The sequence below is a fragment of the Streptomyces sp. NPDC044064 genome, from assembly GCF_056434245.1.
In genome coordinates this window covers 387,099-412,302 of sequence record NZ_JBWKFN010000002.1, presented here as the reverse complement: position 1 = coordinate 412,302, position 25,204 = coordinate 387,099, and the positions used below count along the sequence as shown (strand labels likewise).

At 69.8% G+C, this 25,204-nt stretch carries 21 protein-coding genes and 3 pseudogenes; 14 read left to right on the top strand and 10 right to left on the bottom strand.

Annotated features, from left to right (window positions below; all coding sequences use genetic code 11):
* Window positions 1-6: 6 nt before the first annotated feature.
* The 3 genes from AC07DS_RS04880 (at window position 7) to AC07DS_RS04870 (ending at window position 4,158) form a co-directional block, all read left to right on the top strand.
* Window positions 7-1,968, top strand: a complete 1,962-nt coding sequence (locus AC07DS_RS04880) for a TIGR03960 family B12-binding radical SAM protein (RefSeq protein ID WP_479142701.1) — start codon at window positions 7-9, stop codon at window positions 1,966-1,968.
* A 393-nt stretch (window positions 1,969-2,361) separates the two neighbouring features.
* Window positions 2,362-3,690 (top strand): globin domain-containing protein, encoded by a 1,329-nt coding sequence (locus AC07DS_RS04875; protein ID WP_479142904.1) that lies wholly within the window; start codon window positions 2,362-2,364, stop codon window positions 3,688-3,690.
* A 345-nt stretch (window positions 3,691-4,035) separates the two neighbouring features.
* The gene (locus AC07DS_RS04870; RefSeq protein WP_479142699.1) at window positions 4,036-4,158 is read left to right on the top strand and encodes a hypothetical protein; all 123 of its coding nucleotides are present in this window, start codon (window positions 4,036-4,038) and stop codon (window positions 4,156-4,158) included.
* A 96-nt stretch (window positions 4,159-4,254) separates the two neighbouring features.
* Here AC07DS_RS04870 and AC07DS_RS04865 read toward each other — a convergent pair.
* The 4 genes and pseudogenes from AC07DS_RS04865 to AC07DS_RS04850 all read right to left on the bottom strand — a co-directional run.
* Window positions 4,255-5,334: pseudogene (locus AC07DS_RS04865) on the bottom strand (cytochrome P450); the annotation flags it as partial.
* Window positions 5,335-5,508: 174 nt separating this feature from the next.
* Window positions 5,509-6,876 (bottom strand): annotated as a pseudogene (locus AC07DS_RS04860) (NAD(P)/FAD-dependent oxidoreductase); the annotation flags it as partial.
* Window positions 6,873-7,103 (bottom strand): ferredoxin, encoded by a 231-nt coding sequence (locus tag AC07DS_RS04855; RefSeq protein WP_479142697.1) that lies wholly within the window; start codon window positions 7,101-7,103, stop codon window positions 6,873-6,875. The gene AC07DS_RS04855 and the pseudogene AC07DS_RS04860, both read right to left, overlap by 4 nt.
* Window positions 7,104-7,491: 388 nt before the next feature.
* Window positions 7,492-8,073: a hypothetical protein gene (locus AC07DS_RS04850; protein ID WP_479142695.1), complete on the bottom strand. Its 582-nt coding sequence runs from the start codon at window positions 8,071-8,073 to the stop codon at window positions 7,492-7,494.
* Window positions 8,074-8,372: 299 nt separating this feature from the next.
* Between AC07DS_RS04850 and AC07DS_RS04845 the strand changes: the two genes are divergently transcribed.
* Complete coding sequence (locus AC07DS_RS04845) at window positions 8,373-9,200, top strand: ZIP family metal transporter (RefSeq protein ID WP_479142694.1); 828 nt, start codon at window positions 8,373-8,375, stop codon at window positions 9,198-9,200.
* A 145-nt stretch (window positions 9,201-9,345) separates the two neighbouring features.
* Here AC07DS_RS04845 and AC07DS_RS04840 read toward each other — a convergent pair whose 3' ends face one another.
* The gene (locus AC07DS_RS04840; protein WP_479142692.1) at window positions 9,346-10,083 is read right to left on the bottom strand and encodes a peptidase inhibitor family I36 protein; all 738 of its coding nucleotides are present in this window, start codon (window positions 10,081-10,083) and stop codon (window positions 9,346-9,348) included.
* A 465-nt stretch (window positions 10,084-10,548) separates the two neighbouring features.
* Between AC07DS_RS04840 and AC07DS_RS04835 the strand changes: the two are divergent.
* The 3 genes and pseudogenes from AC07DS_RS04835 to AC07DS_RS04825 all read left to right on the top strand — a co-directional run.
* Window positions 10,549-10,728 (top strand): annotated as a pseudogene (locus AC07DS_RS04835) (hypothetical protein); the annotation flags it as partial.
* 155 nt (window positions 10,729-10,883) lie between these two features.
* Window positions 10,884-11,867 carry an AraC-like ligand-binding domain-containing protein gene (locus AC07DS_RS04830; protein WP_479142691.1) on the top strand — a complete coding sequence of 328 codons (984 nt, stop codon included), beginning with the start codon at window positions 10,884-10,886 and terminating at the stop codon, window positions 11,865-11,867.
* 71 nt (window positions 11,868-11,938) lie between these two features.
* Window positions 11,939-12,292, top strand: a complete 354-nt coding sequence (locus AC07DS_RS04825; RefSeq protein ID WP_479142690.1) for a hypothetical protein — start codon at window positions 11,939-11,941, stop codon at window positions 12,290-12,292.
* A gap of 101 nt (window positions 12,293-12,393) precedes the next feature.
* Here AC07DS_RS04825 and AC07DS_RS04820 read toward each other — a convergent pair whose 3' ends face one another.
* Complete coding sequence (locus tag AC07DS_RS04820) at window positions 12,394-12,864, bottom strand: VOC family protein (protein WP_479142688.1); 471 nt, start codon at window positions 12,862-12,864, stop codon at window positions 12,394-12,396.
* A gap of 324 nt (window positions 12,865-13,188) precedes the next feature.
* Here AC07DS_RS04820 and AC07DS_RS04815 point away from each other — a divergent pair, with 324 nt between their 5' ends.
* On the top strand, window positions 13,189-14,502 hold the full coding sequence (locus AC07DS_RS04815) for a vanadium-dependent haloperoxidase (protein WP_479142686.1): 1,314 nt from the start codon (window positions 13,189-13,191) through the stop codon (window positions 14,500-14,502).
* Between the two features lie 118 nt (window positions 14,503-14,620).
* On the opposite strand, the gene AC07DS_RS04810 is transcribed toward AC07DS_RS04815, so the two are convergent.
* Window positions 14,621-16,822, bottom strand: a complete 2,202-nt coding sequence (locus AC07DS_RS04810; protein WP_479142685.1) for an FUSC family protein — start codon at window positions 16,820-16,822, stop codon at window positions 14,621-14,623.
* Between the two features lie 218 nt (window positions 16,823-17,040).
* On the opposite strand from AC07DS_RS04810, the gene AC07DS_RS04805 reads away from it, so the two are divergent.
* Both AC07DS_RS04805 and AC07DS_RS04800 read left to right on the top strand, forming a co-directional pair.
* Window positions 17,041-17,655 carry a DUF1326 domain-containing protein gene (locus AC07DS_RS04805; protein WP_479142683.1) on the top strand — a complete coding sequence of 205 codons (615 nt, stop codon included), beginning with the start codon at window positions 17,041-17,043 and terminating at the stop codon, window positions 17,653-17,655.
* Window positions 17,652-18,410, top strand: coding sequence for a DUF2182 domain-containing protein (locus AC07DS_RS04800; protein WP_479142681.1), 759 nt, complete (start codon window positions 17,652-17,654; stop codon window positions 18,408-18,410). Before AC07DS_RS04805 ends, AC07DS_RS04800 begins: the two co-directional genes overlap by 4 nt.
* Window positions 18,411-18,807: 397 nt before the next feature.
* Here AC07DS_RS04800 and AC07DS_RS04795 read toward each other — a convergent pair whose 3' ends face one another.
* Window positions 18,808-19,401 carry a TetR/AcrR family transcriptional regulator gene (locus AC07DS_RS04795; RefSeq protein ID WP_479142679.1) on the bottom strand — a complete coding sequence of 198 codons (594 nt, stop codon included), beginning with the start codon at window positions 19,399-19,401 and terminating at the stop codon, window positions 18,808-18,810.
* Window positions 19,402-19,559: 158 nt separating this feature from the next.
* Here AC07DS_RS04795 and AC07DS_RS04790 point away from each other — a divergent pair, with 158 nt between their 5' ends.
* From AC07DS_RS04790 to AC07DS_RS04775, 4 genes are all read left to right on the top strand, one after another.
* Complete coding sequence (locus AC07DS_RS04790; protein WP_479142677.1) at window positions 19,560-20,468, top strand: NADP-dependent oxidoreductase; 909 nt, start codon at window positions 19,560-19,562, stop codon at window positions 20,466-20,468.
* A 294-nt stretch (window positions 20,469-20,762) separates the two neighbouring features.
* A complete protein-coding gene (locus AC07DS_RS04785; protein WP_479142675.1) occupies window positions 20,763-21,449 on the top strand; it encodes an SDR family oxidoreductase in 687 nt (228 codons plus the stop codon).
* Window positions 21,450-21,609: 160 nt separating this feature from the next.
* Window positions 21,610-22,200: a VOC family protein gene (locus tag AC07DS_RS04780; protein ID WP_479142674.1), complete on the top strand. Its 591-nt coding sequence runs from the start codon at window positions 21,610-21,612 to the stop codon at window positions 22,198-22,200.
* Between the two features lie 20 nt (window positions 22,201-22,220).
* Window positions 22,221-22,850 carry a cysteine hydrolase family protein gene (locus AC07DS_RS04775; protein ID WP_479142672.1) on the top strand — a complete coding sequence of 210 codons (630 nt, stop codon included), beginning with the start codon at window positions 22,221-22,223 and terminating at the stop codon, window positions 22,848-22,850.
* A gap of 140 nt (window positions 22,851-22,990) precedes the next feature.
* On the opposite strand, the gene AC07DS_RS04770 is transcribed toward AC07DS_RS04775, so the two are convergent.
* The gene (locus AC07DS_RS04770) at window positions 22,991-24,196 is read right to left on the bottom strand and encodes a cytochrome P450 (protein ID WP_479142671.1); all 1,206 of its coding nucleotides are present in this window, start codon (window positions 24,194-24,196) and stop codon (window positions 22,991-22,993) included.
* Window positions 24,196-25,194 (bottom strand): DUF1259 domain-containing protein, encoded by a 999-nt coding sequence (locus AC07DS_RS04765; RefSeq protein ID WP_479142670.1) that lies wholly within the window; start codon window positions 25,192-25,194, stop codon window positions 24,196-24,198. Before AC07DS_RS04765 ends, AC07DS_RS04770 begins: the two co-directional genes overlap by 1 nt.
* Window positions 25,195-25,204 lie beyond the last annotated feature (10 nt).

Here is a 25,204-nt window from a genome sequence, read left to right as displayed (position 1 = left end):
CCCGCGATGTCTGTCGAGTCGGTCTTCCCACAGCTCGAAGCTCTGCTCCCGCATGTGCAGAAGCCGATCCAGTACGTGGGCGGCGAGCTGAACTCCACCGTCAAGGAGTGGGACAGCTGCGACGTCCGCTGGGCGCTCATGTACCCGGACGCGTACGAGGTCGGCCTGCCCAACCAGGGCGTCATGATCCTCTACGAGGTGCTCAACGAGCAGGAGGGCGTCCTCGCCGAGCGCACCTACAGCGTGTGGCCGGACCTGGAGGCCCTGATGCGGGAGCACGGCGTCCCGCAGTTCACGGTGGACAGCCACCGCCCGGTCAAGGCCTTCGACGTGTTCGGCCTGTCCTTCTCCACGGAGCTGGGCTACACGAACATGCTCACGGCCCTGGACCTGGCCGGCATCCCCCTGGAGTCCAAGGACCGCACGATCGACGACCCGATCGTGCTGGCGGGCGGCCACGCGGCCTTCAACCCGGAGCCGATCGCGGACTTCATCGACGCGGCGATCATCGGCGACGGCGAGCAGGCCGTGCTGGACATGACGAAGATCATCCGCGAGTGGAAGGCGGAGGGCCGCCCCGGCGGCCGCGAGGAGGTCCTCTTCCGCCTGGCGAAGACGGGCGCCGTGTACATCCCGGCGTTCTACGACGTCGAGTACCTCCCCGACGGCCGCATCGGCCGCGTCGTCCCCAACAAGTCGGGCGTCCCGTGGCGTGTGTCGAAGCACACGGTCATGGACCTGGACGAGTGGCCGTACCCCAAGCAGCCGCTCGTCCCGCTGGCCGAGACCGTCCACGAGCGCATGTCGGTGGAGATCTTCCGCGGCTGCACCCGGGGCTGCCGCTTCTGCCAGGCCGGCATGATCACCCGACCTGTCCGGGAGCGCTCGATCACCGGCATCGGCGAGATGGTCGACAAGGGCCTCAAGGCGACGGGCTTCGAGGAGGTCGGCCTCCTCTCCCTGTCCTCCGCGGACCACTCGGAGATCGGCGACATCGCCAAGGGTCTGGCCGACCGCTACGAGGAAGACAAGATCGGCCTGTCCCTGCCGTCGACGCGGGTGGACGCCTTCAACGTCGACCTGGCGAACGAGCTGACGCGCAACGGCCGCCGCTCCGGCCTCACCTTCGCCCCCGAGGGCGGCTCCGAGCGCATGCGCAAGGTCATCAACAAGATGGTCTCGGAAGAGGACCTGATCCGGACGGTCTCGACGGCCTACGGCAACGGCTGGCGCCAGGTGAAGCTGTACTTCATGTGCGGCCTGCCGACGGAGACGGACGAGGACGTGCTGCAGATCGCCGACATGGCGATGCACGTCATCCAGAAGGGCCGCGAGGTCTCGAAGTCCAACGACATCCGCTGCACGGTCTCGATCGGCGGCTTCGTCCCCAAGCCCCACACCCCCTTCCAGTGGGCGCCCCAGCTCTCGGCCGAGGAGACGGACGCCCGCCTGGAGAAGCTCCGCGACAAGATCCGCGGCGACAAGAAGTACGGCCGCTCGATCGGCTTCCGCTACCACGACGGCAAGCCCGGCATCTTGGAAGGCCTCCTCTCCCGCGGCGACCGTCGCATCGGCGCGGTCATCCGCGCGGTGTACGAGGACGGCGGCCGCTTCGACGGCTGGCGCGAGCACTTCTCCTACGACCGCTGGATGGCCTGCGCCGACAAGGCCCTCGTCCCCTTCGGCGTCGACGTCGACTGGTACACCACCCGCGAGCGCACCTACGAGGAGGTCCTCCCCTGGGACCACCTCGACTCCGGCCTCGACAAGGACTGGCTCTGGGAGGACTGGCAGGACGCCCTCGACGAGACCGAGGTCGAGGACTGCCGCTGGACCCCTTGCTTCGACTGCGGTGTGTGCCCGCAGATGGACACGCACATCCAAATCGGCCCGACCGGCAAGAAGTTGCTGCCGCTGACGGTCAAGAACGCTGCGTCGGCGCCTGCTTCGAGTGGTCACTCGCACTGAGGTGAGCGAGGCACTCGATCGGGTGATTGAGGCGCTGGCGGGGGTGAGCAAGGACGAGGTCGCCGCTGCGCTGGCTGCGGTTGGCACTTCGGGCCCTCGCCCCTCTGGGACGGCAGTGTTCTCCCGGACACCGCTGCCGGGCCCTGGAGCCGCTGCGGGGATTGTCTCCGAGGTCGAGTGGGTCTAAGGGCAGTTCGGCGTTGCTGAGCGGAGCCGAGACCGTCTGAGCCCCCTTCCTTGACTGGGAGGGGGCTTGTTGGCGTTCTCTGCCCTGCGGGTCCGTTCGGCTTCTCCTAACCACACTGAGTTACGTGCCGGCAGCTCAACGTTTCGGTAGTCGAGCTACACCCTTCACCCGTTGCCGGGATGCGGCCTGACACCCCAGGCGTGAGCATGAAGTTGGGAGCAACATCGCCCGCTGCCGTGATCAACGGCATGCCTCCGCGTGACCCTGCCAGCCAGCGCGGTCGAGATGATCACGCTCGTCCCCCTCAAGGGGAGACCACCATGCAACTGTCAGACAAGTCCCGCCCCATCATTGAAGCGACGCTTCCGGTAGTCGGCGAGCACGTCGAAGAGATCACCGAGCACTTCTACCGGCACCTGTTCAGCGAGCACCCGGAACTGCTGGACGGCACTTTCAACCGCGGCAACCAGTCACAGGGCACCCAGCAACAGGCGCTGGCCGGATCGATCGCCGCGTTCGCCGGCGCCCTGGTGAACACGCCCACTCGCCTGCCCGAGAACCTGCTGACCCGCGTTGCGCACAAGCACGCGTCGCTGGGCATCCAGCCGGCCCAGTACCAGGTCGTCCACGACAACCTGATGTGGGCCATCGCCGACGTGCTGGGCGACGCGGTGACCCCGGACGTTGCGGCCGCCTGGGACGAGGTGTACTGGCTGATGGCCGAGGCGCTGACCCACATCGAACGGGGGCTCTACAGCGCCCGCGCGGTCCAGCCACACACGATATGGCGGCAATGGGAGGTCGAGCAGAAGATCCGCGAGACCGACGACGTGATGACCTTCGTCATCAAGCGAACCGACGACCGCCTGGTCAAGCCCTCGCTGCCCGGCCAATACATCACGGTGCAGGTGCCACTGCCGGACGGTACCCGCCAGCCCCGCCAGTACAGCCTCAGCCGCGCCGACAATGGCGAGTACCGCCAGTTCACCGTCAAACGAGTGCACGGCGGTGGCAATCCTGACGGAGTGGTATCCACGCTGCTGCATGACTCGCTCAACGTGGGCGACGCACTGACCCTGTCCGTCCCGTTCGGCGCCGTGGCCCTGGATGACTACACCGGCTCCCCGATGGTGTTCATCAGCGCAGGCATCGGGATCACCCCCATGGCCGGGATGCTCTCGCACCTGGTCAAAGCCGGGTCCCGGCTGCCGGTCATGCTGCTGCACGCCGACCACAATGAGGACTCCTTCGCCCTGCGCCGCCAGGTCCTGGACGACATCGCCGCGCTGCCCGGCGCCTCCGCCTACGTCTGGTACGAGCAAGGCGCAAACAGCCAACTCCCGGTAACCGGCGTCTTCTCCGGCGAGATGGACATCTCGCAGGTCGCCCTGCCCGACAATGCGAGCTACCACATGTGCGGCCCGATCCCGTTCATGCACGAGGTCCACAGCGCCCTCACCAAGCACGGCGTGCCGCCCAAGGACATCCAGTACGAGGTGTTCGGTCCGGACCTGTGGCACGCAGACTACGAGTAGGTGCCAACGCATCGAGGGGCCGTGGCAGGATCCCCGGGCCGTGCCACTCTTGTGCCAGAACTGGCGGGGACTCACGGGGAACTGAGGTTCAGAGGGATACTTCCGCCCGGATAGATCGTCGACGCGATCGGGCGGATCGCGGCGGACAAGGGCGCGACCCGGCGGTGTGTTTGAGGACATCGAGCGGTAGCGCCTCTTGTTCCGTCCGTCTCCGGTGATTGTCAGTAGCTACCTGTCCGCAGATGGACACGCACATCCAAATCGGCCCGACCGGCAAGAAGCTGCTGCCGCTGACGGTCAAGAACGCGGGTCCGACGCCGGCTGCGAGTGGTCACGCCCACTGAGGTGAGCGAGGCACTCGATCGGGTGGTTGAGGCGCCGGCGGGGGTGAGCGAGGAGGAGGTGGCGGCGTTGCTGTCCGAGATCGCTGCCCCGCGCCATCGCGGCTCCGAGGTGGAGTGGATCTGAGCGCTTGACGATGTGGCCACGGTCAGAGCGATGCCTCCGGCGGGGGATCAAAGTGGCGTGCGCGGCACAACCTTGCAGCTGCCCTCATCTGCCACCTCAACCGTCACCCTGCTCGATGTCCAGATGGATCGGACCGCGAAGGACGGGGCTGCGCCGGTACGGCGGTGGGTCGGTGAGCAGTCTGGGCCGGTCGAGGCGGCGTACGAGTTCGGTCAGGGCGATCTGGGTTTCCCGTCGGGCGAGTGGGCCGCCGAAGCAGAGGTGGATGCCGCTGCCGAAGCCGAGGTGCTGGTTGTCCCGGCGGTCGGGGTCGAAGCGGTCGGGTTCGTGGAAGCGCAGTGGGTCGCGGCTGCCCGAGGCCAGCATGAGGATGATCCGCGAGCCTTTGGGGATGACGGTGTCGGCGACGGTGATGTCGCTGTACGCCGCCCGCCAGGGAATGATGTGCACGGGCGGTTCGTAGCGCAGCAGCTCCTCGACCACCGGCACGGCCAGGCCCGGTTCGTCGCGCAGTCGCTGCAGCACCTCCGAGTGGCGCAGCAGTGTCAGCATGCCGTTGGTGATGAGGTTGACGGTGGTCTCGTGGCCGGCGATGAGCAGCAGTTTGGCGGTGGCGACGATTTCATCGTCGGTCATGCGCCCGTCCGGCCCGTCATCGTTGGCCAGCCGGCCCAACAGATCGTCGCCCGGTCGACCGTGCCGCTGTTCCACCAGCCCGCCGAGGCAGTGGCGCAAGTCCTTGCGGGCCTGTACGCCCTTGTCCAGTTTCTCCTTCGGGTCGGTCTCGGGGTTGCAGTCGATCGAGTTCATGATGTCGTTCACCCAGAGGTGGAACCTCGGTTCGTCCTCGCGTGGCACGCCGAGCAGGTGGCAGATCACGGTGACGGGGAGCGGGAGGGCGAAGTCGTCGACGATGTCGATCTGTTCCTTGCCCGTCAAATCGTCGATCAGGCTGCCGACGGTGGCGGTCAGGAAGCCTTCGAGCCCGTTCACCAGCCCAGGGGTGTGCGGAGGACCGAAGTGACGCGTCGCCATACGGCGCAGGCGGTCGTGCTCGGGCGGGTCCATGTGGATGAATGACGACGTGGCCCCTCCCTCGGCTGAGGGCGGACACGACAGATTGCGCAGGTCGGAGCTCAGATGCGGGTCATTCAGTATGTCCGTGATCTCGCGGTGGGTACTGATGACGTAGCTGCCGTCCTCCTGCAGGGCCACCGGCGTCTCGCGCAGCTCGGCGTACAGCGGGTACGGGTCGGCACGGGAGGAGTAGTCGAAGATCCGTTGCAGCGTGCCGCGCGTCCCGGTCGGGGGCATCCGGTCTTCCTCCCGCCGATGCCGGTGCGCAGTCGTGACGGGGTGCTCACTCGGGTCATGGCCTGTGATGACCGCGGTGGCGCCCTGGGCGAGCAGGGTGGGGCCGGGGAAGTCGACGGGCACCGGTTTCATGCCGACGGGCTGGTCGGGCGTGGGGCAGGGGGGTGGGAAAGGTGCGGCCGCCTCGATCAACCGTCGGTAGTGGTCAAGCCATCTGGCGTGGTTGAAGCTCACGGCTGCCGTAACGCGACCCCTGTAGCCGTATGCGGTGACAAAACGGTGGTCGTTCAGCGATCCATGGGTGACGACGACCTCGTCGGCGAAGGTCGGCACGCCGACGGACTTGATGTTGACGCCGAACTGGATCGACCAGAACAGCGGGATGGTCAGGTACGGCCGGCGGTCCGCCTGGGCGCTGACCATGTTGTGGGCCGCGACCTCGGCCTGTTCCACGGCGTTGGCCCAGTGCTCCAGCGAGATCAGCCGGTACTCGTAGACGGGGTGCGGGCAGCGTGCCACGTCTCCCGCGGCGAAGACGTCGCCGGTGACGCGGCCATTGATGTCGAGGGCGCGGCAGCCCGTGTCGCAGGCTATGCCCCAGACGCCCGCCGCCAGTCCCGAGTCCCGCAGCCAGTCGGTGTTGCGGATGCTCCCGAGCGCCACCACCGCCACGTCGGCGTCGATCGTGCTGCCGTCGTCGAAGTGAGCACGGCGAAACCGTCCTTGCGCGTCGCCCTCCAGCCGGGTGACCTTGACACCGCAGCGCAGGTCGACGCCGTGAGCGCGCTGCATGTCCGACGCCACCTCACCGATCACGGCACCGAGTGCCCCGACCAGCGGGGCCGTCCCGAGTTCGGCGACGGTCACCGGGATGTCCCGCTCGCGGCAGACGGAGGCGATCTCGGAGCCGGTGAATCCCGCGCCGATGATCAGAACGCGGGGCGGCCCGGCGGCGAGGGCCCGCTGCAGACTCTCGGCGTGCTCGCGCGTACGAACGACGAACACACCGTCCAAGGCCCCCTCGGACTCGACGAACCAGGGCCGGGCCCGCACCCCGGTGGAGATCAGCACCCGGTCGAAGGGAACCTCGCGTCCGTCGGCCAGTCGCACGTGCTTCGTCGCAAGGTCCAGCCCGCCGGCCGGCACGCCCAGCAGCCACTCCGCATCGATCCCACGACGGCGGGGCAATGCAGTGCCCCCGGCCGACACCCACCCGGTCAGCACTTGCTTGGACAGGGGAGGGCGGTCGTAGGGCTCGCCCAGTTCGTCACCGATCATGGTGAGCGAGCCGGTGAAGCCCTCGTCGCGCAGTGTCTCGGCGGCCCGCAGTCCCGCCAGTGAGGCCCCGACGATCACGATGCGGCCGTCGCGCTTGAACTCTCGCAGGTTGTCGGCGCTGGTCATGACTTGGACGCCTCCGCCGGTACGACGTCCTGTCCCTCCAGCTGGTCGACCAGGATCGCCTGGACCGGGCAGGCGGCCGCGGCCCGCAGCACCTGCTCGCGCCGGGCGTCGTCGGGGCTCGGGTCGTACATCAGCGCTTCCTCGCCGTGCATCCGGAACGCGTCCGGAGCGAGGAACGCGCACTGCGCGTACCCCTCACATCGGGAAAGATCAACGACCACTTTCACTCCGACCTCCGCAGGGAGCGGGAGCTGCAGACCCTCAAGCCGGCGCCACTCCGGCGCGCAACGAGAGGGGCTTCGGCCGTCGCCCAACCCTGCGAAGTGCGAAGGGGTGCACCGCGCTCGTCGGGTCTCTATGGAAAGAATTGATCATCGCGGCCAAGGCGATCGGCGCCTACCCAGGGACGTAATCCCCGGGTACGGCTGCATTTTGGTTACGTAAGCGGCGCTCTTTTGGATTGCCGTTTCGAGGAAACCATGTGGCACTGTGCGCCGGAATGCTCAAAGCCGCAGCCGAACCCCGGCGTTAAGCGGCTACGTCGTCAAGGGTTGCTTTCGATGGCGGAGGACAGAACCACCGATCCAGAGCGTGCGGGGAACAGCGGCTTCCCGCTCAGCGCTGGCTGTTGCGGAAGCCGATGAGTACGGCCCCCCACCAACAGATCTGGGAAACCAGAGCTGTCGAAGCTCCCCAGGCCATCAGGGATCTCGCGGGCGGGGTGGTGTCCTGCTGCGTGAGGCGTCTGCTCAGGAGACCGGCGTACAGGCCGTTCACCGTGAGGACGAGAACCAGTCCCAGCTTGATGCGAGTGGGAACCGATCCGAGGTTCGGATGGAGCATGACACCGCTGGCCACGAGACCGACAAGCCCCGTCCAGATGGGGATATGGAGGCGTGCCGTGCTGCTGAGGGCTTCCTGCAGGGTGCATCGCCCGGTGAGGTGGAGGAGCGCGTTGTAGTCGGCGGCCAGGACGGCTCCGAAGCCGAGCACGAGAGAGGCCAGGTGGAGGAAGAGAGCAGCTGTATGGAGGGTGGCGTCCACACGCAGGTGCAGGGATATCCAGGCGCACGCCGCGAGCGCCAGGCATGAGGCGAGCGAGGCGGCGGCCACTGTCCACCATGTGTCGTACAGCCCCAGCCGCCGGGCGGGCACCGGCTGGGCGGACACAGGCAACTCGGAGGGCAAGGCGGACACAGATGACTCCCAGCACACGCACAGCAAGATTTAGGTAAGGCTTACCTAAGGTGAGTCGGGGGTCAAGTCCAGGATGCAAGCAGGGTGGACCGCGATGCAGGCGTGATCGCTGCGTGCCGGATCCGAGACCTGTGGTGGCCGACGAGAACGACGCCCGAGGGGATTGCGCCCCGCGCCACGGGCGGGAACGCGTAATGACTTTCTCAAGCTTCGTGAAGCCGGGCTCTCGCCACTTGTAAGGCAAGCCTTGCCTGCCTTACGTTCTGGGCGCTTCCTGTGCACGTCAGACCGGAGTCCCCATGTCCAGCAGCAGCATCGCCCTGCTCGGAGCCATCGCAGGCTTCACCATCTACCTCGGCCTCCCCCTCGGCCGCCTCCGCACGCCCACGCCCCGGCTGAGGGCCGGCCTGAACGCCGTTGCCATCGGCATCCTGATCTTCCTCGTCTGGGACGTACTGACCCACGCCTGGGAGCCCATCGACGAGGCGCTCGGCAAGCACACCTGGGGAACGGTGGCATCCGGGGGCTTCACCCTGGCCGCCGGCCTGACCATCGGACTCGCCGGGCTCGTCCACTACGACGGCTGGATCGCCCGCCGCCGCGAAGCCGCCGCTCGGACCATGGGCCCCGGCGCCGCCGCCACCGCCGAACTGGCGCCGAAGCCCCGCAGCCAGGCGGGCTCGCTCGCCCTGATGATCGCCACCGGCATCGGCCTGCACAACTTCGCCGAGGGCCTGGCCATCGGCAATTCCGCCGCCCAGGGCGAACTCTCCCTGGCCCTCCTGCTGATCATCGGATTCGGCCTGCACAACGCCACCGAGGGCTTCGGCATCGTCGCCCCGCTGGCCGCCGAGGGTGAGCGCCCGTCCTGGCTCACCCTGCTCTGGCTCGGCCTGATCGGCGGAGGCCCCACCTTTCTCGGCACCCTCGTCGGTCAGCACGTGGTCAACGACACCCTGTCGATCGCCTTCCTCGGCCTCGCCGCCGGCTCGATCCTCTACGTCGTCATCGAGCTGCTGGCCGTCGCCCGCAAGACCGGCTTCAAGACCCTCACCACCTGGTGCATCCTCCTCGGTCTCCTGCTCGGCTTCGCCACCGACGCCATCGTCACGGCCGCGGGCGCCTGAGCCGGGGGCGTACGCAAGAAGTTGCTGCCGCTGACGGTCGCTGACTGGGTAGTCGTCCACATTCCGATGACGGCTGAGGCCGGCACGACGGAAATCTCCCGAACGCGTCTGTCCGGGAGATTTCCGCGCGGTTCGGGTGCTGGAATCAACCCAGGTCTTGGGCGTTCAGGCCCTTGAGCTGCAGGTGGGAAGGGTCCTCCTCCAGGTAGAGGACCTGGATGTCGATCCGCAGATCTGCACCGGGGTCAATGGTGTGTCCACCGTCCGACGGGGAGGCGAGCAGAATGCTGCCGCCGGCGCCGTCCTCGATGATTTCGCCCCAGAAGTTGTCAGTGAACTCCTTGGACAGAGAGGTGCCTTCCGGCAGATCACCGAAGCCGAAGGCCCACTTCACGACACGGGTGTCCGCGGCGCTGATCGTGAGTTTGTACGAGTAGATCCATTTCTGGCTCTGCCAGTCCTGCCATTTGGCAAGGAACTCCTGCCGGATGGCCAGGTTCCCCTGGAAAGGGGCCGCCTTCGCCGACTGGGCTTGGTCGTTCCAAGTGCCGTTCGGACTCCCGACCATCGCGATCCGCCTCAGGTCTGCGATGGAAGTACCGCGCCCTACTGGCAGGGTGTGTCCTTGCTGGTTGGCCGCCGAGAAGAGCGTGTTGTCCTCGTCGGTGTTGTTGACAACGCTGCTCACCCCGTCACCGCTGTGGTCGAATCCGTACCGGGAGAAGTCGTTGACGTACACGCCCGCCGGGATCGCCAGGATCTTGTCGCCCTTCCCCGGGGTCTGGCCGGCGTTGAACCGGGTGGCTCGATAGAGGCAAAAGCTTCCGTCGGGGCAAGCGTCAGCTCCCTGCCCATGGATCAGCTGTGGTTCCGTGGCGGCCACATGTTCCCCTTTCGCATCCAGACGATGAGCGACGCGTCCGTACGAGCCGTGAGGGTCCCGGCTGCCTCCAGTGGGAGCGTCCACACAGCCCGATGGCTACCGTGAGTGCTTTCTTGATCGCAATTAATAGATCATTGGCGGGTGCGTGCGTGTGATTTGCGAGCGATTGTTCGGGCATGGCGTCCGGCGTTGCTCCGATAGCGCTGCCTACGCTCACATTTACGGCGGCCGGACACCCCTGGGATCGGGGACCCGAACTCGGCGTTCAGCCGGGACCCGGCAGCCAGCCCGACTGAACCGCCGGGTGGGCATGAACGCAGGTGAACGGCAGCACACGCACCCCGGTGACCCGCCAACAGACACGAGGCCATGAAGCGTCCGTTCGCCCAGCTCAGGGCCCAAACCGCTCGACAGCGTGGCCGAGGCCGGTGGGTTGCACTCAAGTTGCTTGGGGCCGAAGAGGTCTGGGCGGGCTGCTTCGAGTGGCGGCACTGGCTGATGCGGCGCATTGCGATGCGGTTGTGCGGGCCCATTCGCCCGCAGACGGACACGCACATCCAAATCGGCCCGACCGGCAAGGAGTTGCTGCCGCTGACGGTCAAGTACGCGGGTCCGGCGCCGGCCGCGAGTGGTCACTCTCACTGAGTTCGCTGGTGCTGAGATCGCGACCCGGATCGGGCAGACCCCGCTGTCGGGGCGCCGCCACGCCGGGCCGCAACCATGCGACTGCGGGCGCGCGAGCGTTGCATCATGCCCCGTTGTGATCATTTGCTCGACAGTCGGGGGACGCTGTGTGGTCAATGATGTCGTCGGAGGAGCTGCCGCCGAGGGAGCGGTTCGACTGGTTCTCGGACCTCGTCTCACGGGAGGTGATCCCCAGCGCGCTCACCACCGAGCACACCGCCGACTTCGAGGCGAAGGCGGCCGTGCTGGAACTGGGGGACGTCCGGGTGGCGAAGATGGGGTTCTCGCCGCTGCGGTCGAGACGCACGCCGGCCCTGATCCGGCGCGGCGACCCCGAGCAGTACCAACTCGGGCTGATGCACGCGGGCGCGGCGTCCTTCTCCCAGCACCGCAACGACTGCGGCGTGGGGGCCGGGGACTTCGTGCTCTGGGACACCTCACGGCCTTCCGACGCGGAGATACCCGTCTACGGGGGCTCGGCCGGGCTGCTGATGCTGCAACTGCCCAGGAATGCCCTCCCGTTGCACGGCCGGCACGTCGACCGCCTGCTCGCCAGCCGCATCCCCGGTGATCGCGGCACGGCCGCGGTCCTGGCCGCCTTCATGCGGTCCCTCGAAGCGCACGCCGCCCAGTGCACGCGGCCGGAGCTGGAGCGTCTCGGCTCGGTCGCGGTCGACCTGCTCGCCGCCAGCCTGGCTCAAGGGCTGGACGTCGAGGAACAGCTCTCCGCCGAGGTCCGCACGCAGGCGCTGGTGCGGCGGATCCATGCCTTCATCGAGGACCACCTCGGCGATCAGGACCTGACTCCCACCACGATCGCGGCCGTGCACCACATCTCGGTACGGACACTCCACCAGTCCTTCCGGGGAACGGGGGAGACCGTCCAGGCCCGTATCCGGCGGCGCCGTCTGGAGCGGTGCCGGGCCGACCTCGGCAAGACCGGCCTTCTCGTCCATCCGGTCGCGGTGATCGCCGCCCGGTGGGGGTTCAGCGGCCCGGCGGTGTTCAGCCGTTCCTTCCGGGAGGCGTACGGGATGAGCCCGACCGAGTTCCGCGCGCTGAGTGTCAAGGAAGCCCGCGCTCACCGCACACTCCCGTGATCACCCGCTTCCTAGTGTTGGCGTCGTTCGATCGGACTGATCGACATCGGCAGAAAACGGGAGGACGAGTCATGAAGAAGAGAGTCGCGCAGGTGGCCACGGCGGCAGCCGCGGTGCTCACGTTCGGTCTGTTCAACGCCGCTCCGGCGAGCGCGGCCTCGGCGACCTGCGAGAGCTGGGGCGGCGTGTGCACCAGCAGCTCCGTACCGGCGAACTCCAACCACACGGTCTGCTTCTCCGGCAAGCACAAGGCCCTCGCCTACTGGGGACGAGCCGAGCTGTGGGACGCCGACACCGGCGTGATGGTCGGGTCCTTCCCCACCAACGCCTACGAGAACAAGAGCAGCTGCGTGGGCGGTCTCTACGGCCAGCACTACTACGAGCGCGGCACGGGCGGCTACTTCTACGGCACGGTCTCGAGCTGACCCACAGCTTCTCCGCGCCCTCGGCGGATCCCCGATCGAGAGGAGGGCCGGGTCGCCCGGCCCTCCTCTCAGAGCCCCGTCCCTGACCGGGACGGGGTGGGTCAGGCCGGGGTGTCGGTGTCCTGTGTGGAGGCCGCGAACGCCTCGGGGCCCTGCTCCACCGCCGCCGGGTCCATCCACATGACCTGCCAGCCGTGGCCGTCGAGGTCGTAGAAGCTGCGTGAGTACATGAAGCCGTAGTCCTCGGCGTCGTCCGCCTTGGAGCCGCCCGCCGCGAGCGCGGCGGCGCTGACCGTATCGACCTCATCGCGGGACGACACGCTGAAGCAGTACAGCGCCAGCGTGTGCGTGGTGGGATCGGCCATCGGCAGTTTCGCGAACTGGGCGAACTTCTCGCGGCTGAGCAGCATGACGAAGGCGTGCTCGCCGACCAGCATGCAGGCGGCGGTCTCGTCGGTGAACTTCGGGTTGAAGCTGAACCCGAGCTCGGCGAAGAACGCCTTGCTCTTCTCGAGGTCCGCTACGGGGATGTTCACGAACAGCATGCGGCCGGGGTGTGCGGGATTGGTCATGGTGGGGCTCCAGTCGGTGGCTCGATGACGTACGTCCGGGTAGACCGGCCCGGCCGGCGGAACTCATCGGTGGATCTCGGCCCAGCCGCAGTCGCAGCGTTGATCAAGTCCACGGCCGCAGCTCAGAGACCCGGCCCTGCGCGTGCGCAGGCACCCGCCAGTCGAGGGTGTACGGGCGAGTTGTCTTGATCACGCAGTGTGGCCGTTGCTAAGCCTTGGGCACTCGACGCTTGGGAGCACGCCGTGCATCAAGAGCCCCCTCTTCCCGTTCCTCCGCGTTCACGTGTCCGGGCATTCGTCTGCGCCGTCGCGGCCGTCGCCCTCGTGACGCTCACCGCTGCGACAAGTCCCCCCGACGCGGACATCCGGACCGCGGCGGACCCGGCAGCCGTGGTCCGCGAGTGGAACACCATCGCCACCGACACGATCACGACCAGCCTCGGCCCGCGCCCCTCCGGGCAGGTGGCGATCTGGGAGGGGTTCGTCTCCGTCGCCGTGTACAACGCCGTGGTGGGGATCGAGGGCGGCTACGCCCTGTACAAATGGCACGAGCGCGGTCCGGCCAAGGCGTCCTCCGCGGCGGCCGCCGCCACCGCGGCCCACGACGTGCTGCTCACCTACTTCCCTGCCTTCAAGGAGCGGCTCGACACCGCCTACGCGGACTCGCTCGCCGCTCTTCCGGCCGGTCAGGCCAGAGACCGGGGCGTGGACTACGGAAAGCGCGCTGCCGCCCGCATCGTCGAACTCCGGGAAGGGGACGGCAGGTTCGCGGACGTTCCGTTCACCGCTTCCCCGGCACCGGGGGTCTGGCGGCCCACCCCGCCCGCGTTCCAGCCCTTCATCGACACCTGGCTCGCCAGGCTCCGCCCCCTCCTGCTCGCCTCCCCGCAGCAGTTCCGCCCCGGCGGACCACCCGCCATCTCCTCGGCCGCCTACGCCGAGGACGTCCAGGAGCTGCAGGCCATGGGCGCGAAGACCGGCTCGGGCAGGAGCGCGCGGCAGACCGAGACCGCCCTCTTCTTCAGCGGCAACCTGGCCGCACAGGTCCAGGCCGCCGTACGGGACCACGCCGCCCGGCACCGGCTCGGCATCGCCGAGACGGCCCGGCTGTTCGCCGCGGTGAACGCGTCGGCGACCGACGCAGTCATCACCGCATGGGACGCCAAGCTCCACTACGCCTCCTGGCGGCCGATCACCGCCATCCGCCTCGCCGACACCGACGGCAACCCCGCGACGACGGCGGACCCGGCCTGGGAGCCGCTGCTCGTCACCCCGCCGCACCCGGACTACATCGCCGGCCATACGACCGTCGCCGCAGCCGTGGCACGCGCCCTGACCGGCGTCCTCGGCACCTCGCACATCGACCTCTACGTCCCCTCCGATGTCACCGGCACCACGCGGTTCTACGGGTCCGCCGACGACCTCGACCAGGACGTCGTCGACGCCCGTGTGTGGGGCGGCGTCCACTCCCGCACGGCGGACGTGGAGGGCTGCCGGGCCGGCACCCGCGTGGCCGCCTGGGCGCTGGACCACTACTTCCAGCCGGTCGCCAAGGACGGCATCCGGCCGTCTGCGCCGACACGAACGGCTCGGCAGGACAAGTCCGCCGAGTCGAAGTGCGGCGACGACACCGACTGACCCACGGAGCCGAAGGGGAGGCGTCATGCCTCCCCGGCGACAGGCTCTACCGGCGTCGGCAGCGCTGCCCTCCACGCCGGCCGCGACCGATGGCCGAGTACCGCAGTCTTCGCGGCGGTCAACCCGCCGCCGCGGCCCGGCCGGCCGTGGCCGCCGCCGCGACCACGCCCTGCAGGCTTGTCAGCCAGATGGCGGCGTCGACGGCGTAGTACAGCAGCGGGTCGGGCGCCCGGCCGCCCGAGGCGGCGAGCACGTCGGCGATGACGGTGCGGTCCGTCGGCGTGCTCGGCGCGTCAGGGTCCGGGGGCTCGACGGGCGCGGGGCGTGGCTTCCTGGAGCGCAGGTCGTCCATCAGCGGCAGCGCGGTCAGCCGAAGACGGTGGGCGGCGTCGCGCAGGTGGGCGGCGCTGAGCGGCCAGGGCGCCAGCGCGCCCGCTGAGCAGTGGTCGGCCAGGCCCTGCCCGATGGTGACCGCCCGGTTCCCGGCGAGCAGGACGGCCATCCAGTCCTTGTCGGCGGGGTGCGCCGGGTCCGGGTCACCGAGCTCGGTGGCGTACTGCGCGTAGCTCGCCTCGGCGAACACCAGGGCGCGGCGGGCCCGGGCCAGCGCGTTGCCGGCCGTACCGCTTCCGGTGATGGTGTCGATGGTCTCGGTGACGGCCCGGGTGCTCTGGTCCAGCAGCCGTGAGCAGGCCCGCCGCAGCTCCCCGGCGCCGCCCTGCGGCCAGGCCAGCAGTCCGATCAGGGCGCCGGTGAGGCCGCCGATGACGACGTCCGTGAACCGGACGGCGGCCAGCCCCGGCCCGGCGGGACCGAGTTGGGCGAAGGCGGCGGCCGCCGCGACCGTGGAGAACGCCTGGCCCCAGCCCATGCCGATCACGGGCCCCGCGGAGAACGCCAGGAAGTAGAGAAACGGCAGTACGACCGCGTACACCGCCACGTGGTCGCCCACGGAGTACAGCATCACGGCTACCACGGCGGCGCCCGCGAGGGTCCCGCTGAATGCGGGCCACAGCGCGGTCCGGGTGCCCGTGGCGCTGGTTCCCATCACGGTGATGGTGGCCAACAGTGCCCAGAGGCCGTGGGTCAGGTCGAGCGCGCCCACGATCAGCCGGGCGGCCGCCAGGGCCAGCGCGATCCGCACGGCGTTCTGGAAGTACACCGACCGGGGTGTGAGATGGGCCTGCAGGCGGCGCGCGTAGAGCGAGAGCTCAGGACGCCCCGCGTACCAGAACGGGCCCGGCCGCTCCGCGGGCGGCGTCGTGTCCGCGGGGACGGGCGCGCCGAGCGCGATGCGCACCGCCGTGACCAGCATGGTTCCGGTGTGCGCGACGTCCAGGGCGATCGCGCCGCCGCGCACCACGGCTGCGCTGTCCGGACGCCACATCGGCAGGCGGACACGGTGGGCCTCGAAGTCCGCCGCGGCGGCGGTGTACGGGGCGTCGGAAGGCGCCGGGCCCCGGCCGGACAGCCCGAGCGCGATGTCGTGGCATGCGGTGGCCGACGCTTGCAGCAGCCGGGCCGCAGCGGGGTCGCGGGTGCCGGGGGCATCGCGGGCCTCCTGTGCCAACTGCCTTGTCTGGGCCAGCAGATGAAGCATGCAGGCGGCGCCTTGGCACAGCGCCCGGTCCCGCGCCGACGCCGACGTCGGGCGCTCGTCGTCCGGCACGTGGCTCAGCCGCAGCTCCTGCGTCGCCGTCATCAGCTGCTCCGGGCCGTCGAACGGCGGTGACCGCGGCTCCGCCGCGAGCGCCCGCAGCGCCCCGGACGCCAGCACAGCGGCGCGCGCCAGCCGGTCCGCGTACCGCCCCGGCGCGGGGGCCGGCAGCAGCCACATCTCCGCCGCCGCCATCAGCACCACTCCGGTCGCCAGTCCGGCCAGGCGCGCCCCCAGCGTCGCGGGGGCGTACGGCGGAAAGCACGCCAGGATGTAGAACGCCTGGAGGCCGCCTGCCAGCCCGCCCAGGCGGGGCGCGCCCACCCCCGCGTACGACACCAGGAAGCCCACCACGAACATCCCGAGGGCCGCCGTCCACGAGTGCACTCCGAGCACGGTGCCCAGGGAGACCAGCGCGGCCGCGACCGGCAGCACGGCCAGCAGCGTGCGGGCGCGTTCACGCGGCGTACCCGGGACGAAGGACATCCCGCCGGTGGCGATCGCGCCGAACAGCGCGTAGATCGCCGCGACATGGTTCCCCAGGCCGTAGCGGAACGCGTAGAACCCCGTGCACGCCACGAGCGTCACCCGCGCCGAACGCCGCACCGCCCGCAGGCCCGGATCACGGGCCCGCAGCCGTTCCAGCCCACCGCGACGGGGCACCCGCGGCCTCCTCGTCGTTCGTGCAGAGAGACGTCCGCTTCCTCCCCGTTCACGCTAGGCCGGGCGGGTACGCCCGGCCACTGCGCCCGGGGCAGGGTGCCGAAGTGCGGATCGCGCCCGCCCCGCACCGGCTGTGGATCTGCGTGACTGGGGCCGTCGGGAATAGCCTGGATGAGGTACTCAGAACCTCGAGGGGGGACGCGAAACAGGGAGGAAGCATGCCCTGGAATCTGAGCGGAACCTACCTGGAGAGCTGCAACTGCGACGCGGTGTGTCCCTGCACCACCTCGGGCCTCACCGCGCCGGCCGACCAAGACCGCTGCCAGGTGACCTTTGCGTTCCACGTGGACACCGGGAACGTGGACGGCGTGGACGTCTCCGACCGCAGCGTCGCCGTCTTCATCGACGCACCGCAGGTGATGGCCGAGGGCGGCTGGCAGGTCGCGCTCTACGTCGATGGTTCGGCCGACGAGAGTCAGGCGGAGGCGCTGGGCAAGGTCTTCTCCGGCCAGGCCGGTGGGCCGATGGCGGCGCTCACTCCGCTCATCGGAGAGGTCCTGGGCGTGGAGCGCGTCCCCATCGACTACCGCGACGACGGCCGCCGTCACGCCGCGCGCGTGGGCGACGTCATCGACATCGAGATCGAGGACCAGGTCGCCCCGCAGTTCGGCGAGGACGGTCCGGTGATGGGCCTGACCGGCATGTTCCACCCTGCGAACAGCACGCTGACGATCGCCCGGTCCACCCGGGCGACGGGCGTCGGCGTGTACGGCCGGTCCTGGGACTTCACCGGCGGCAACGGGCACTCGGCGCCCTTCACGTGGTCCGTATGACTACTGGGCCGGTCGCCGGCCGCCGCGCGGCGCGCCCTGCCGGCCTGCTGCTGGTCGCCGCGGCCGCCGCCTGGATCTGGATGGTGACGCGCTGGGGAGGCATGCAGGTGACGGCCGGCACCATGGGCCTGGGACTGCCCGCTTTCCTGGTCGTGTGGACGCTGATGATGGCCGCGATGATGCTGCCCTCCACGGCGCCCGTCGCCGGGCTGTACGCACGCACCATCACCGTGCACCGGTCGAGACGCATGGCCGCTTTCACCGTCGCCTACCTGCTCGTCTGGGCCGCGGCCGGGCTGCCGGCGTACGCGCTGGCCGTGGGCCTGGGCCGGGCGGCGACCCTCCCCGCGGAGGCCGGGACCGCAGTGGCCGCGGCCGTGTTCGCGGTCGGTGGCGTCTACCAGCTCACGCCCCTCAAGGACCGCTGTCTGGCGAAGTGCCGCTCGCCGATCGGGCACATGCTTCGCTACGCCTCGTACCCGGGGCCTTCCCGCGATCTGCGCGCCGGAGCCCACCACGGTGCCTTCTGCCTGGGCTGCTGCTGGTCGCTCATGCTGCTGCTGGCCGCGTTCGGACTGATGAACCTGTGGGCCATGGTGGCACTGGCCGCCGTGATCGCCGTCGAGAAGCTCGCTCCGGCCGGCCGTCTGGTGGCCCGTGCCGTGGGCGTCGCCTCGATCGGCCTGGCCGTCGCCGTCTTCTGGGTCCCGGCGCTGGCTCCGGGGCTCACCGGCGGTGGTATGGCCGGTATGTGAAGCAACTTGCCGCTGGTCGGGGCGAACGTCGTCCGCGGCACGTGCGTCCACGGCACGGGCGGGGTCCGGCGACGGGCTGCCGCTGCTCGGTGGATCACGGCGCGATGCGGTGATGTGTCTCCGGCGCCGCACCGGGCCGGTTTGGCTTGATCGGCGGGCGGCCCCGTGCAGAGGCCGGGGTATCGAACGGCGCCCTTGGCACTCTCCGGGCACCGCAGCTCTTCGCGAGGAGTTCCGATCGTGCGACCGATCCCGCGAGCCGTGGCATTCCCCGGACACGGCGCCGGGGGCGAGTGGCCGCCGCGCCCGGTCCGCCGTGCCGCCGCCCTGCTCGCCACGGCGGCACTGCCGACCGCGCTGCATGAGCGAAACCGCGCGCCCCGTCGCTGAGCCGGCGTCAGGATCGTGCGGTTGTGCGGTCGATGGTGGTGAGCCACTGGCTGACGACGGTGTCGATGAACTCGTCGGTCGCTTCGGCCCGGTCGAAGAAGAGGCGGGCGAGGAGCGGGCCGTAGAGCAGGGTGTACTGCTCGGAGGTGATCTGCAGGCCGGACGGCTCGAGGAGCTTGTTCAGCGCGGCGAGGCGGTCCTCCAGGATCCGGGCCATGGCCTGGGCGCTGTCGGCGTCGTGGTCGGCTTCGGCGGCGATGGCCAGCGCTGCGGTGCGGGTGGCGGGGACGGTGATGCCGGCGCGCAAGCTGATCATCCAGGCGGTGGCGACGGCGCGCACGTCGGTGCCGGGTTCGGGGTAGCCGACGTCGGGGCCCTGCAGGGTGACGTCGGAGAGCAGGGCGGCGCGGCTGGGCCAGTGCCGGTACAGGGTCTGGCGGGTGACGCCGGCACGTTCGGCCAGGAGAGCGGTGGTCAATCCGGTCAGCCCGACCTCGGGCAGCAGCTCGCGGGCGACAGCCAGGATGCGGGCGCGGGTGCGCTGGACGCGGGGATTGCCCGGATTCGGCTGACGGCGGTGGACGGGCGGCTTGGACGGCATGCAACCCATCCTACCCAGGAATCACACACGGCGTGTGACGCGCATTACTTGTCGTCGGCTTCGCATTTCATACGAGCTGTGTGATACACCGGAAGGGTAATCACACATGCTGAGTGATTTCAGTGTGTGGCCCGCCTCCTCTTCCCCTGGAGCTCTCGATGTCCACCGCGATCACCTACTCCCGCTACGGCGGCCCCGACGTGCTCACCCTGACCGAGGTCGACACCCCCGAGCCGGGTCCGGGCCAGGTCCGGATCAAGGTCCGGGCGACCGCCGTCAACCTGATCGACCTGAAGGTCCGCTCCGGGATGATGGACGGCGTCTTCCCGGCCGACTTCCCGATGCTGCCGGGCTGGGACGTGGCCGGGGTCGTCGACAAGGCCGGCGAGGGCGCCACCGCCTCGGTCGGCGACGAGGTCTTCGGCGCCGCCTCGGTGGGCGGCTACAGCGAGTACGCACTCCTGGACCAGCCGTTCGCCAAGCCCCGAGAGGTCTCCTTCGAGACCGCCGCCGCCCTGGTCACCGTGGGGGAGACCGCCTATCGCGCCCTGCACCACCTGGGCGTCGAGGAAGGCGGGACCCTGCTGATCCATGGCGCGGGCGGCAGCGTCGGCACCATCGCCGTCCAGCTCGCCGTCTCCCGGGGCGTCACCGTGGTCGGCACCTCCGGCGAGGACGACACCGAGCGCGTCACCGGGCTCGGTGCCACCGCCGTGACGTACGGCGAGGGCTGGGTGGAGCGGGTCCGGGCCGCCGCCCCGCAGGGGGTGGACCGCGTCCTCGATGCCGCCGGCGCGGGAGTGCTGCCGGACTCGGTGGCTCTGGTCGGCGACGCGGCCCGGGTGATCACGATCGCCGACATGTCTGCCGCGCAGCAGGGGGTGCGTTTCACCGGCGGGGATCCGGCCGACCGGTTCTGGCAGGCCCTGCCGCAGCTGGCCGGGCTGATCGCCGCCGGCGGCCTCGAGGTCCCCGTCCGGCGCACCTACCCGCTCGCCGAGGCCGCACGGGCCCACACCGACATCGAGGCCCGCCGCGCCCGGGGCAAGGTCGTCCTCCTGCCCTGACCACCGGGACCCCGGCCGGCACCAACTCGCAGCCGGCAACCGCCCGTCCGTCGATTTGCCGCACCACCGGACGCAGGATCGTCAACCCATGGCGGCGGCGAACCGCACGCCGCCATGGACCGCGTCGGTCGCCTCCGAAGCGAGGTGGCTCCGTCTCACATGCGTCCCCGTGGCATCCGGTGCAGGCTGGTGGGGCGGGGAGTTCTGACGTGGGAACCCTGTGTGCGCCACGGCCTGTCCGCCCCGGTCCCAGTGCCTGCCGTGCTCGGCAGACGGCAGCGGGAAGGAAGCGCGATGGAGATCAAAGGTTCGGTTGCCCTGGTGACGGGGGCCAATCGTGGCATCGGCCGGGCGTTCGCTCGCGCACTGATCGGGCGGGGAGCGGCCAAGGTCTACGCCGGTGTCCGCGATCCGGCGAGCGTGAGCGACGAGGAGCTCTCTGCGCTGCGGCTGGACGTCACCAGGCCGGAGGACGTCGCAGCGGCGGCCGCGGCCGCCGGTGACGTCACCATCGTCGTCAACAACGCGGGCGTCGGAGGTTTTGAGACCAAGCTGCTGACGGGCGACTTCGCCGGTGCGCGCGAGGCGATGGAGATCAACTACTTCGGGACCTGGGCCGTGTCCCGCGCCTTCGCCCCGGTCCTGGCGCGCAACGGCGGCGGCGCACTGGTGAACATGCTGTCGGCCGCCTCCTGGACCGCCCGGCCGGAGTATCCCGGATATGCGGCCTCCAAGGCAGCCCAGTGGTCGTTGACGGGCGCACTGCGGGAAGGCCTGCGCGAGCAGGGAACGCTCGTGATCGGCGTCCACGCCGGTTTCGTGGAGACGGATCTCAGCTCCTTCACGGACGCACCGAAGATCAGCGCGGCGGACGTGGCGGAGCAGACCATGGACGCCCTGGCGAACGACCGGGTCGAAGTCCTCGCCGACGAGCGGACCAGGCAGCTCAAGCATGCCCTGGCGCAGCCGCTCGATCAGTGAGGGCACTGAGCCAGGTGGCGCTTCGTGTCCGTTTCACGCTGTGCGAGAGGTACGCGGAGCGAACGCCGGCCGGTCCGTCTCCTGGTGCGACACGGCCGTGACGACGTGACGATGGTGTCCTGCAGCACCTCAGGGGGACCACGGTGAAGAGAGCGGACTCATGAGCGTGAGCGACGTCGACATGAAGGTGGAAGTGCTCGTCGTACCGGTGTCGGACATCGACCGGGCGAACGAGTTCTACGGCCGCCTCGGGTGGCGGCTGGACCAGACGCCGCCCGGAATCGTGCAACTCACCCCGCACGGCTCCGCCTGCTCGGTCCAGTTCGGCACGGACCTGACGTCGGCCGCGCCCGGCTCGGGCAAGGCGTATCTGATCGTCTCCGACATCGAGGCCGCCCGCACCGCGCTGGTCGCCGCCGGCGTGGAGGTGAGTGCGGTCTTCCACCCCGGTCCTGACGGTCCGGTCGAGGGCCTCGACCCGGAGCGGCGCAGCTACTTCTCGCGCGCCACGTTCGCCGATCCCGACGGCAACACCTGGCTGTTGCAGGAGGTCACGACCCGGCTCCCCGGGCGCGTCGATCCCGGGCCGACGTCCTTCGCCTCCGTGACCGATCTGGCGAGTGCGCTGCGGCGCGCGGCTGCCGCCCACGGTGAACACGAGAAGCGCATCGGCCAGGAGGACCCGGACTGGCCCGACTGGTACGCCCGGTACATGGTCGACGAGCAGACCGGCGCCGAACCGCCCCGGTAGGGCAGGTGCAGGGAGGAAGCATGGCCGAGACCTACGATCCCCGCCGCACGGCCGTTCTGCTGATCGACCCCTACAACGACTTCCTCTCGGAGGGCGGCAAGGTCTGGTCGCGGCTGGAGCCCGTGGCCGGCGAGGTCGGTCTGCTGGACCATCTGCGCTCCGTGATCGCCTCGGCCCGTGCGACCGGTGTGTGCGTGGTGTTCGTGCCGCACCGCCGCTGGGAGCCGGGTGACTACGAGACCTGGGACCATCCGACCCCCTCGCAGCGGAAGATCCAGCAGTCCCACCTCTTCGCGAGGGGCTCCTGGGGCGGGGAGTTCCATCCCGACTTCCAGCCGCGGCAGGGCGAGTTCGTCGCTCTGGAACACTGGGGGTCGAGCGGGTTCGCCAACACGGACCTGGACATGCGACTCAAGCAGCACGGCATCACCCACGTGGTTCTTGTCGGCGTGCTGGCCAACACCTGTATCGAGGCCACCGCCCGGTTCGCCATGGAGCTCGGCTACCACGTGACGCTGGTCCGCGACGCCACCGCGGCCCTCGCTCCCGAGATGATGCACGCCGCCCACGAACTCAACGGCCCCACCTTCGCCCAGGCCATCGTCACCACGGACCAGCTCGTGGCCGCGTTCGACGGATCCCGGCCATGACGGCCGGGCTCGTCCGTGCCGAGGCCGGAACTGTGCGCGACTGCACGGCCGAGGGAGCTCCCCTTCCTGGCCGGGAAGGGGAGCTCCCTGGTGTCCGGTGGCGTGTGTGAGCCCGTGAGCCCGACGCCGTGCGGGCCTTCCTACCAGGCCACCGGCAGCTCCAGCGGAAACCGCCTGATCGTTTCCGTGTCCCAGCGGACCTCCTCCGGCGGCACCGCGAGCCGCAGACCGGGGAACCTCTCCACCAGGCGGCCGATGGCCACTTCGAGTTCGGCCATGGCCAACGGCATTGCGATGCACCGGTGTCCGCCCCAGCCGAAGGTCATGTGCGGAGCGGTGGGGCGGTCGAGGTCGATGACGTGGGGGGCCGCGTAGCGCTCCGGGTCACGGTTGGCCGTCAGGTACGACACGTGCACGAAGTCGCCCGCCTTGATCCGCGCGCCGTCCAGCTCCACGTCCTCCAGGGCCACGCGTGGGATTCCGACCCCCTTGCGGAACGGGATGCAGCGGAGCATCTCGTGCACGACGTCGGTCACGGTCTCGGGCCGGCGCCTGAGGTGCTGCATCAGCTCGGGACGTGTCAGGAGCAGGTAGGTGATGTCGCTGATCTGGCAGGTCGCCGTGTCCTGGCCGCTGAGCGCCAGCGTCAGTGCCATGACCGCCAGTTCCCTGTCGTCGAGCTGCTCCTCGCCCTCCCGCGCCGCGGCCATCGCGCTGATGAGGTCGGGGCCGGGCGAGTTCCGGCGCTGTTCGACGAGCTTGGCGAAGTAGGCCGTCAGATCGGCCTTGGCCGTCGCGGCGGCCTCCTTGGTGCCCGCGCCGACGACGAGCAGTTGGTGCACGGACTCCTCGATCCGGGGCCATTCCTCCCGTTCGATACCGAGGAGGTCCAGGATGGCGTGCTGGGGGAGCCTGTTGGAGAGGTGCTGGACCACGTCCGCCGGCGGTCCCTGCTTCTCCATGTCGTCCAGCAGGCGGTCCGTGAGCCGGATGATCCGCCGCCGCATGCGGTCGACCTGCTGCTGGGTGAAGGCCTGCGAGGCCAGGTGGCGGACGCGGCTGCTCAGCGGCGGGTCCATCACGTTGATCGATTCCGGCGAGACGATGGGCTCCGGCGTCATCCGCGGGTAGTCGTGACCGATGATGCCCGCCCGGCTGAACCGTGGGTCGGTCGTCACCTGCTTGACGGAGTCGAAGCCGGTGATCAGCCAGGCATCCGCATCGCCGTAGGGAAGCCGGATGCGCGCGGGGGAGCGGCGCTGCATCAGGTCCGCGAGCGCGGGGTCGAAGTCGAGTGCTTCGCTGAAGTCGAACGGGCAGGTGATTGTCTCGTGGTCCGCGGCCATCAGCCGGCTCCTCCAGGCATGGGTACGACGTTGGTGACGTCCACGGCCCGGCGAACGGCCCGGGCGAGTCCGACGGCATCGCCGACAGCCCAGTAGTGGACGAAGAACAGGCGTGGTTCGTCGGTGAGGTTGTGGTGATGCACCTCGACGAGTTCGATCCCGCCGCGTCGCAGGGCCGTGAGGGCGGGCTGGACCTCGGCGGCGATCATGACCAGGTCGCCGCTGAGGGCGGCTCTTCCGCCGCCGAGCGGCTGGAAGTTGACGGAGGTGGTGGAGCCCAGTCCCGGCGGCAGGGCCACATGGCCGTCGGCAACGGTCTCGCGGCGGACATAGGTGGACTTCCAGATCACGCCGTCGGCGGAGCCCCTGACGCCCATCGCGGCGTCGATGGCGGCGGTGTCCAGGTCGACGCGCGGCGAGGAGGTGGCGGGTGCGGCGGGCGGAGTGCCGGTGCAGTCGAACGCGGCGCGCAGACCACGGGCGACGGCGACCGGATCGTGGCCGTGGGCATGCAGATGGACCCACCAGACGTCCGGCTCATGGGCGAGCAGGTGCTTGTGGATGGCGGTCTGCATGATTCCGTGGTCCTGCAGGACGTCGCAGAAGTGCTGCAGCTCGCGCTCGGTGACCACGGCGTCACCCATCAGGAGCGTGCTCCGGTCCGCGTACCGGACGAACGAGACGTGCGTACCGAGGGCGAGCGCGGGGTCGATCAGAACGCCGCGCGAGTAGACCTTGAGGTCCTGGCGCGGCAACGGCGTGTGGTACATGAATCGCCGCATGTCACCGGGCCGGCCGAGAGACTTGCCCACGTCCGCCCAGTCCGTCAGCTTGGTCATCACCGGTTGGACCAGGGCGTGGCCCGCCGGTCCGGCGGACAGGGCGTCGGCCCGGGCCGGCACACCGGCACCTATGGGCGCCAGGGCGGCCGCCGCCAGCACACGACGCCGGGACGCGGAGAGTCGGGAGCGGGTGTCTTGCTGTCTCTCGTCAGTCATGTCATGGGCC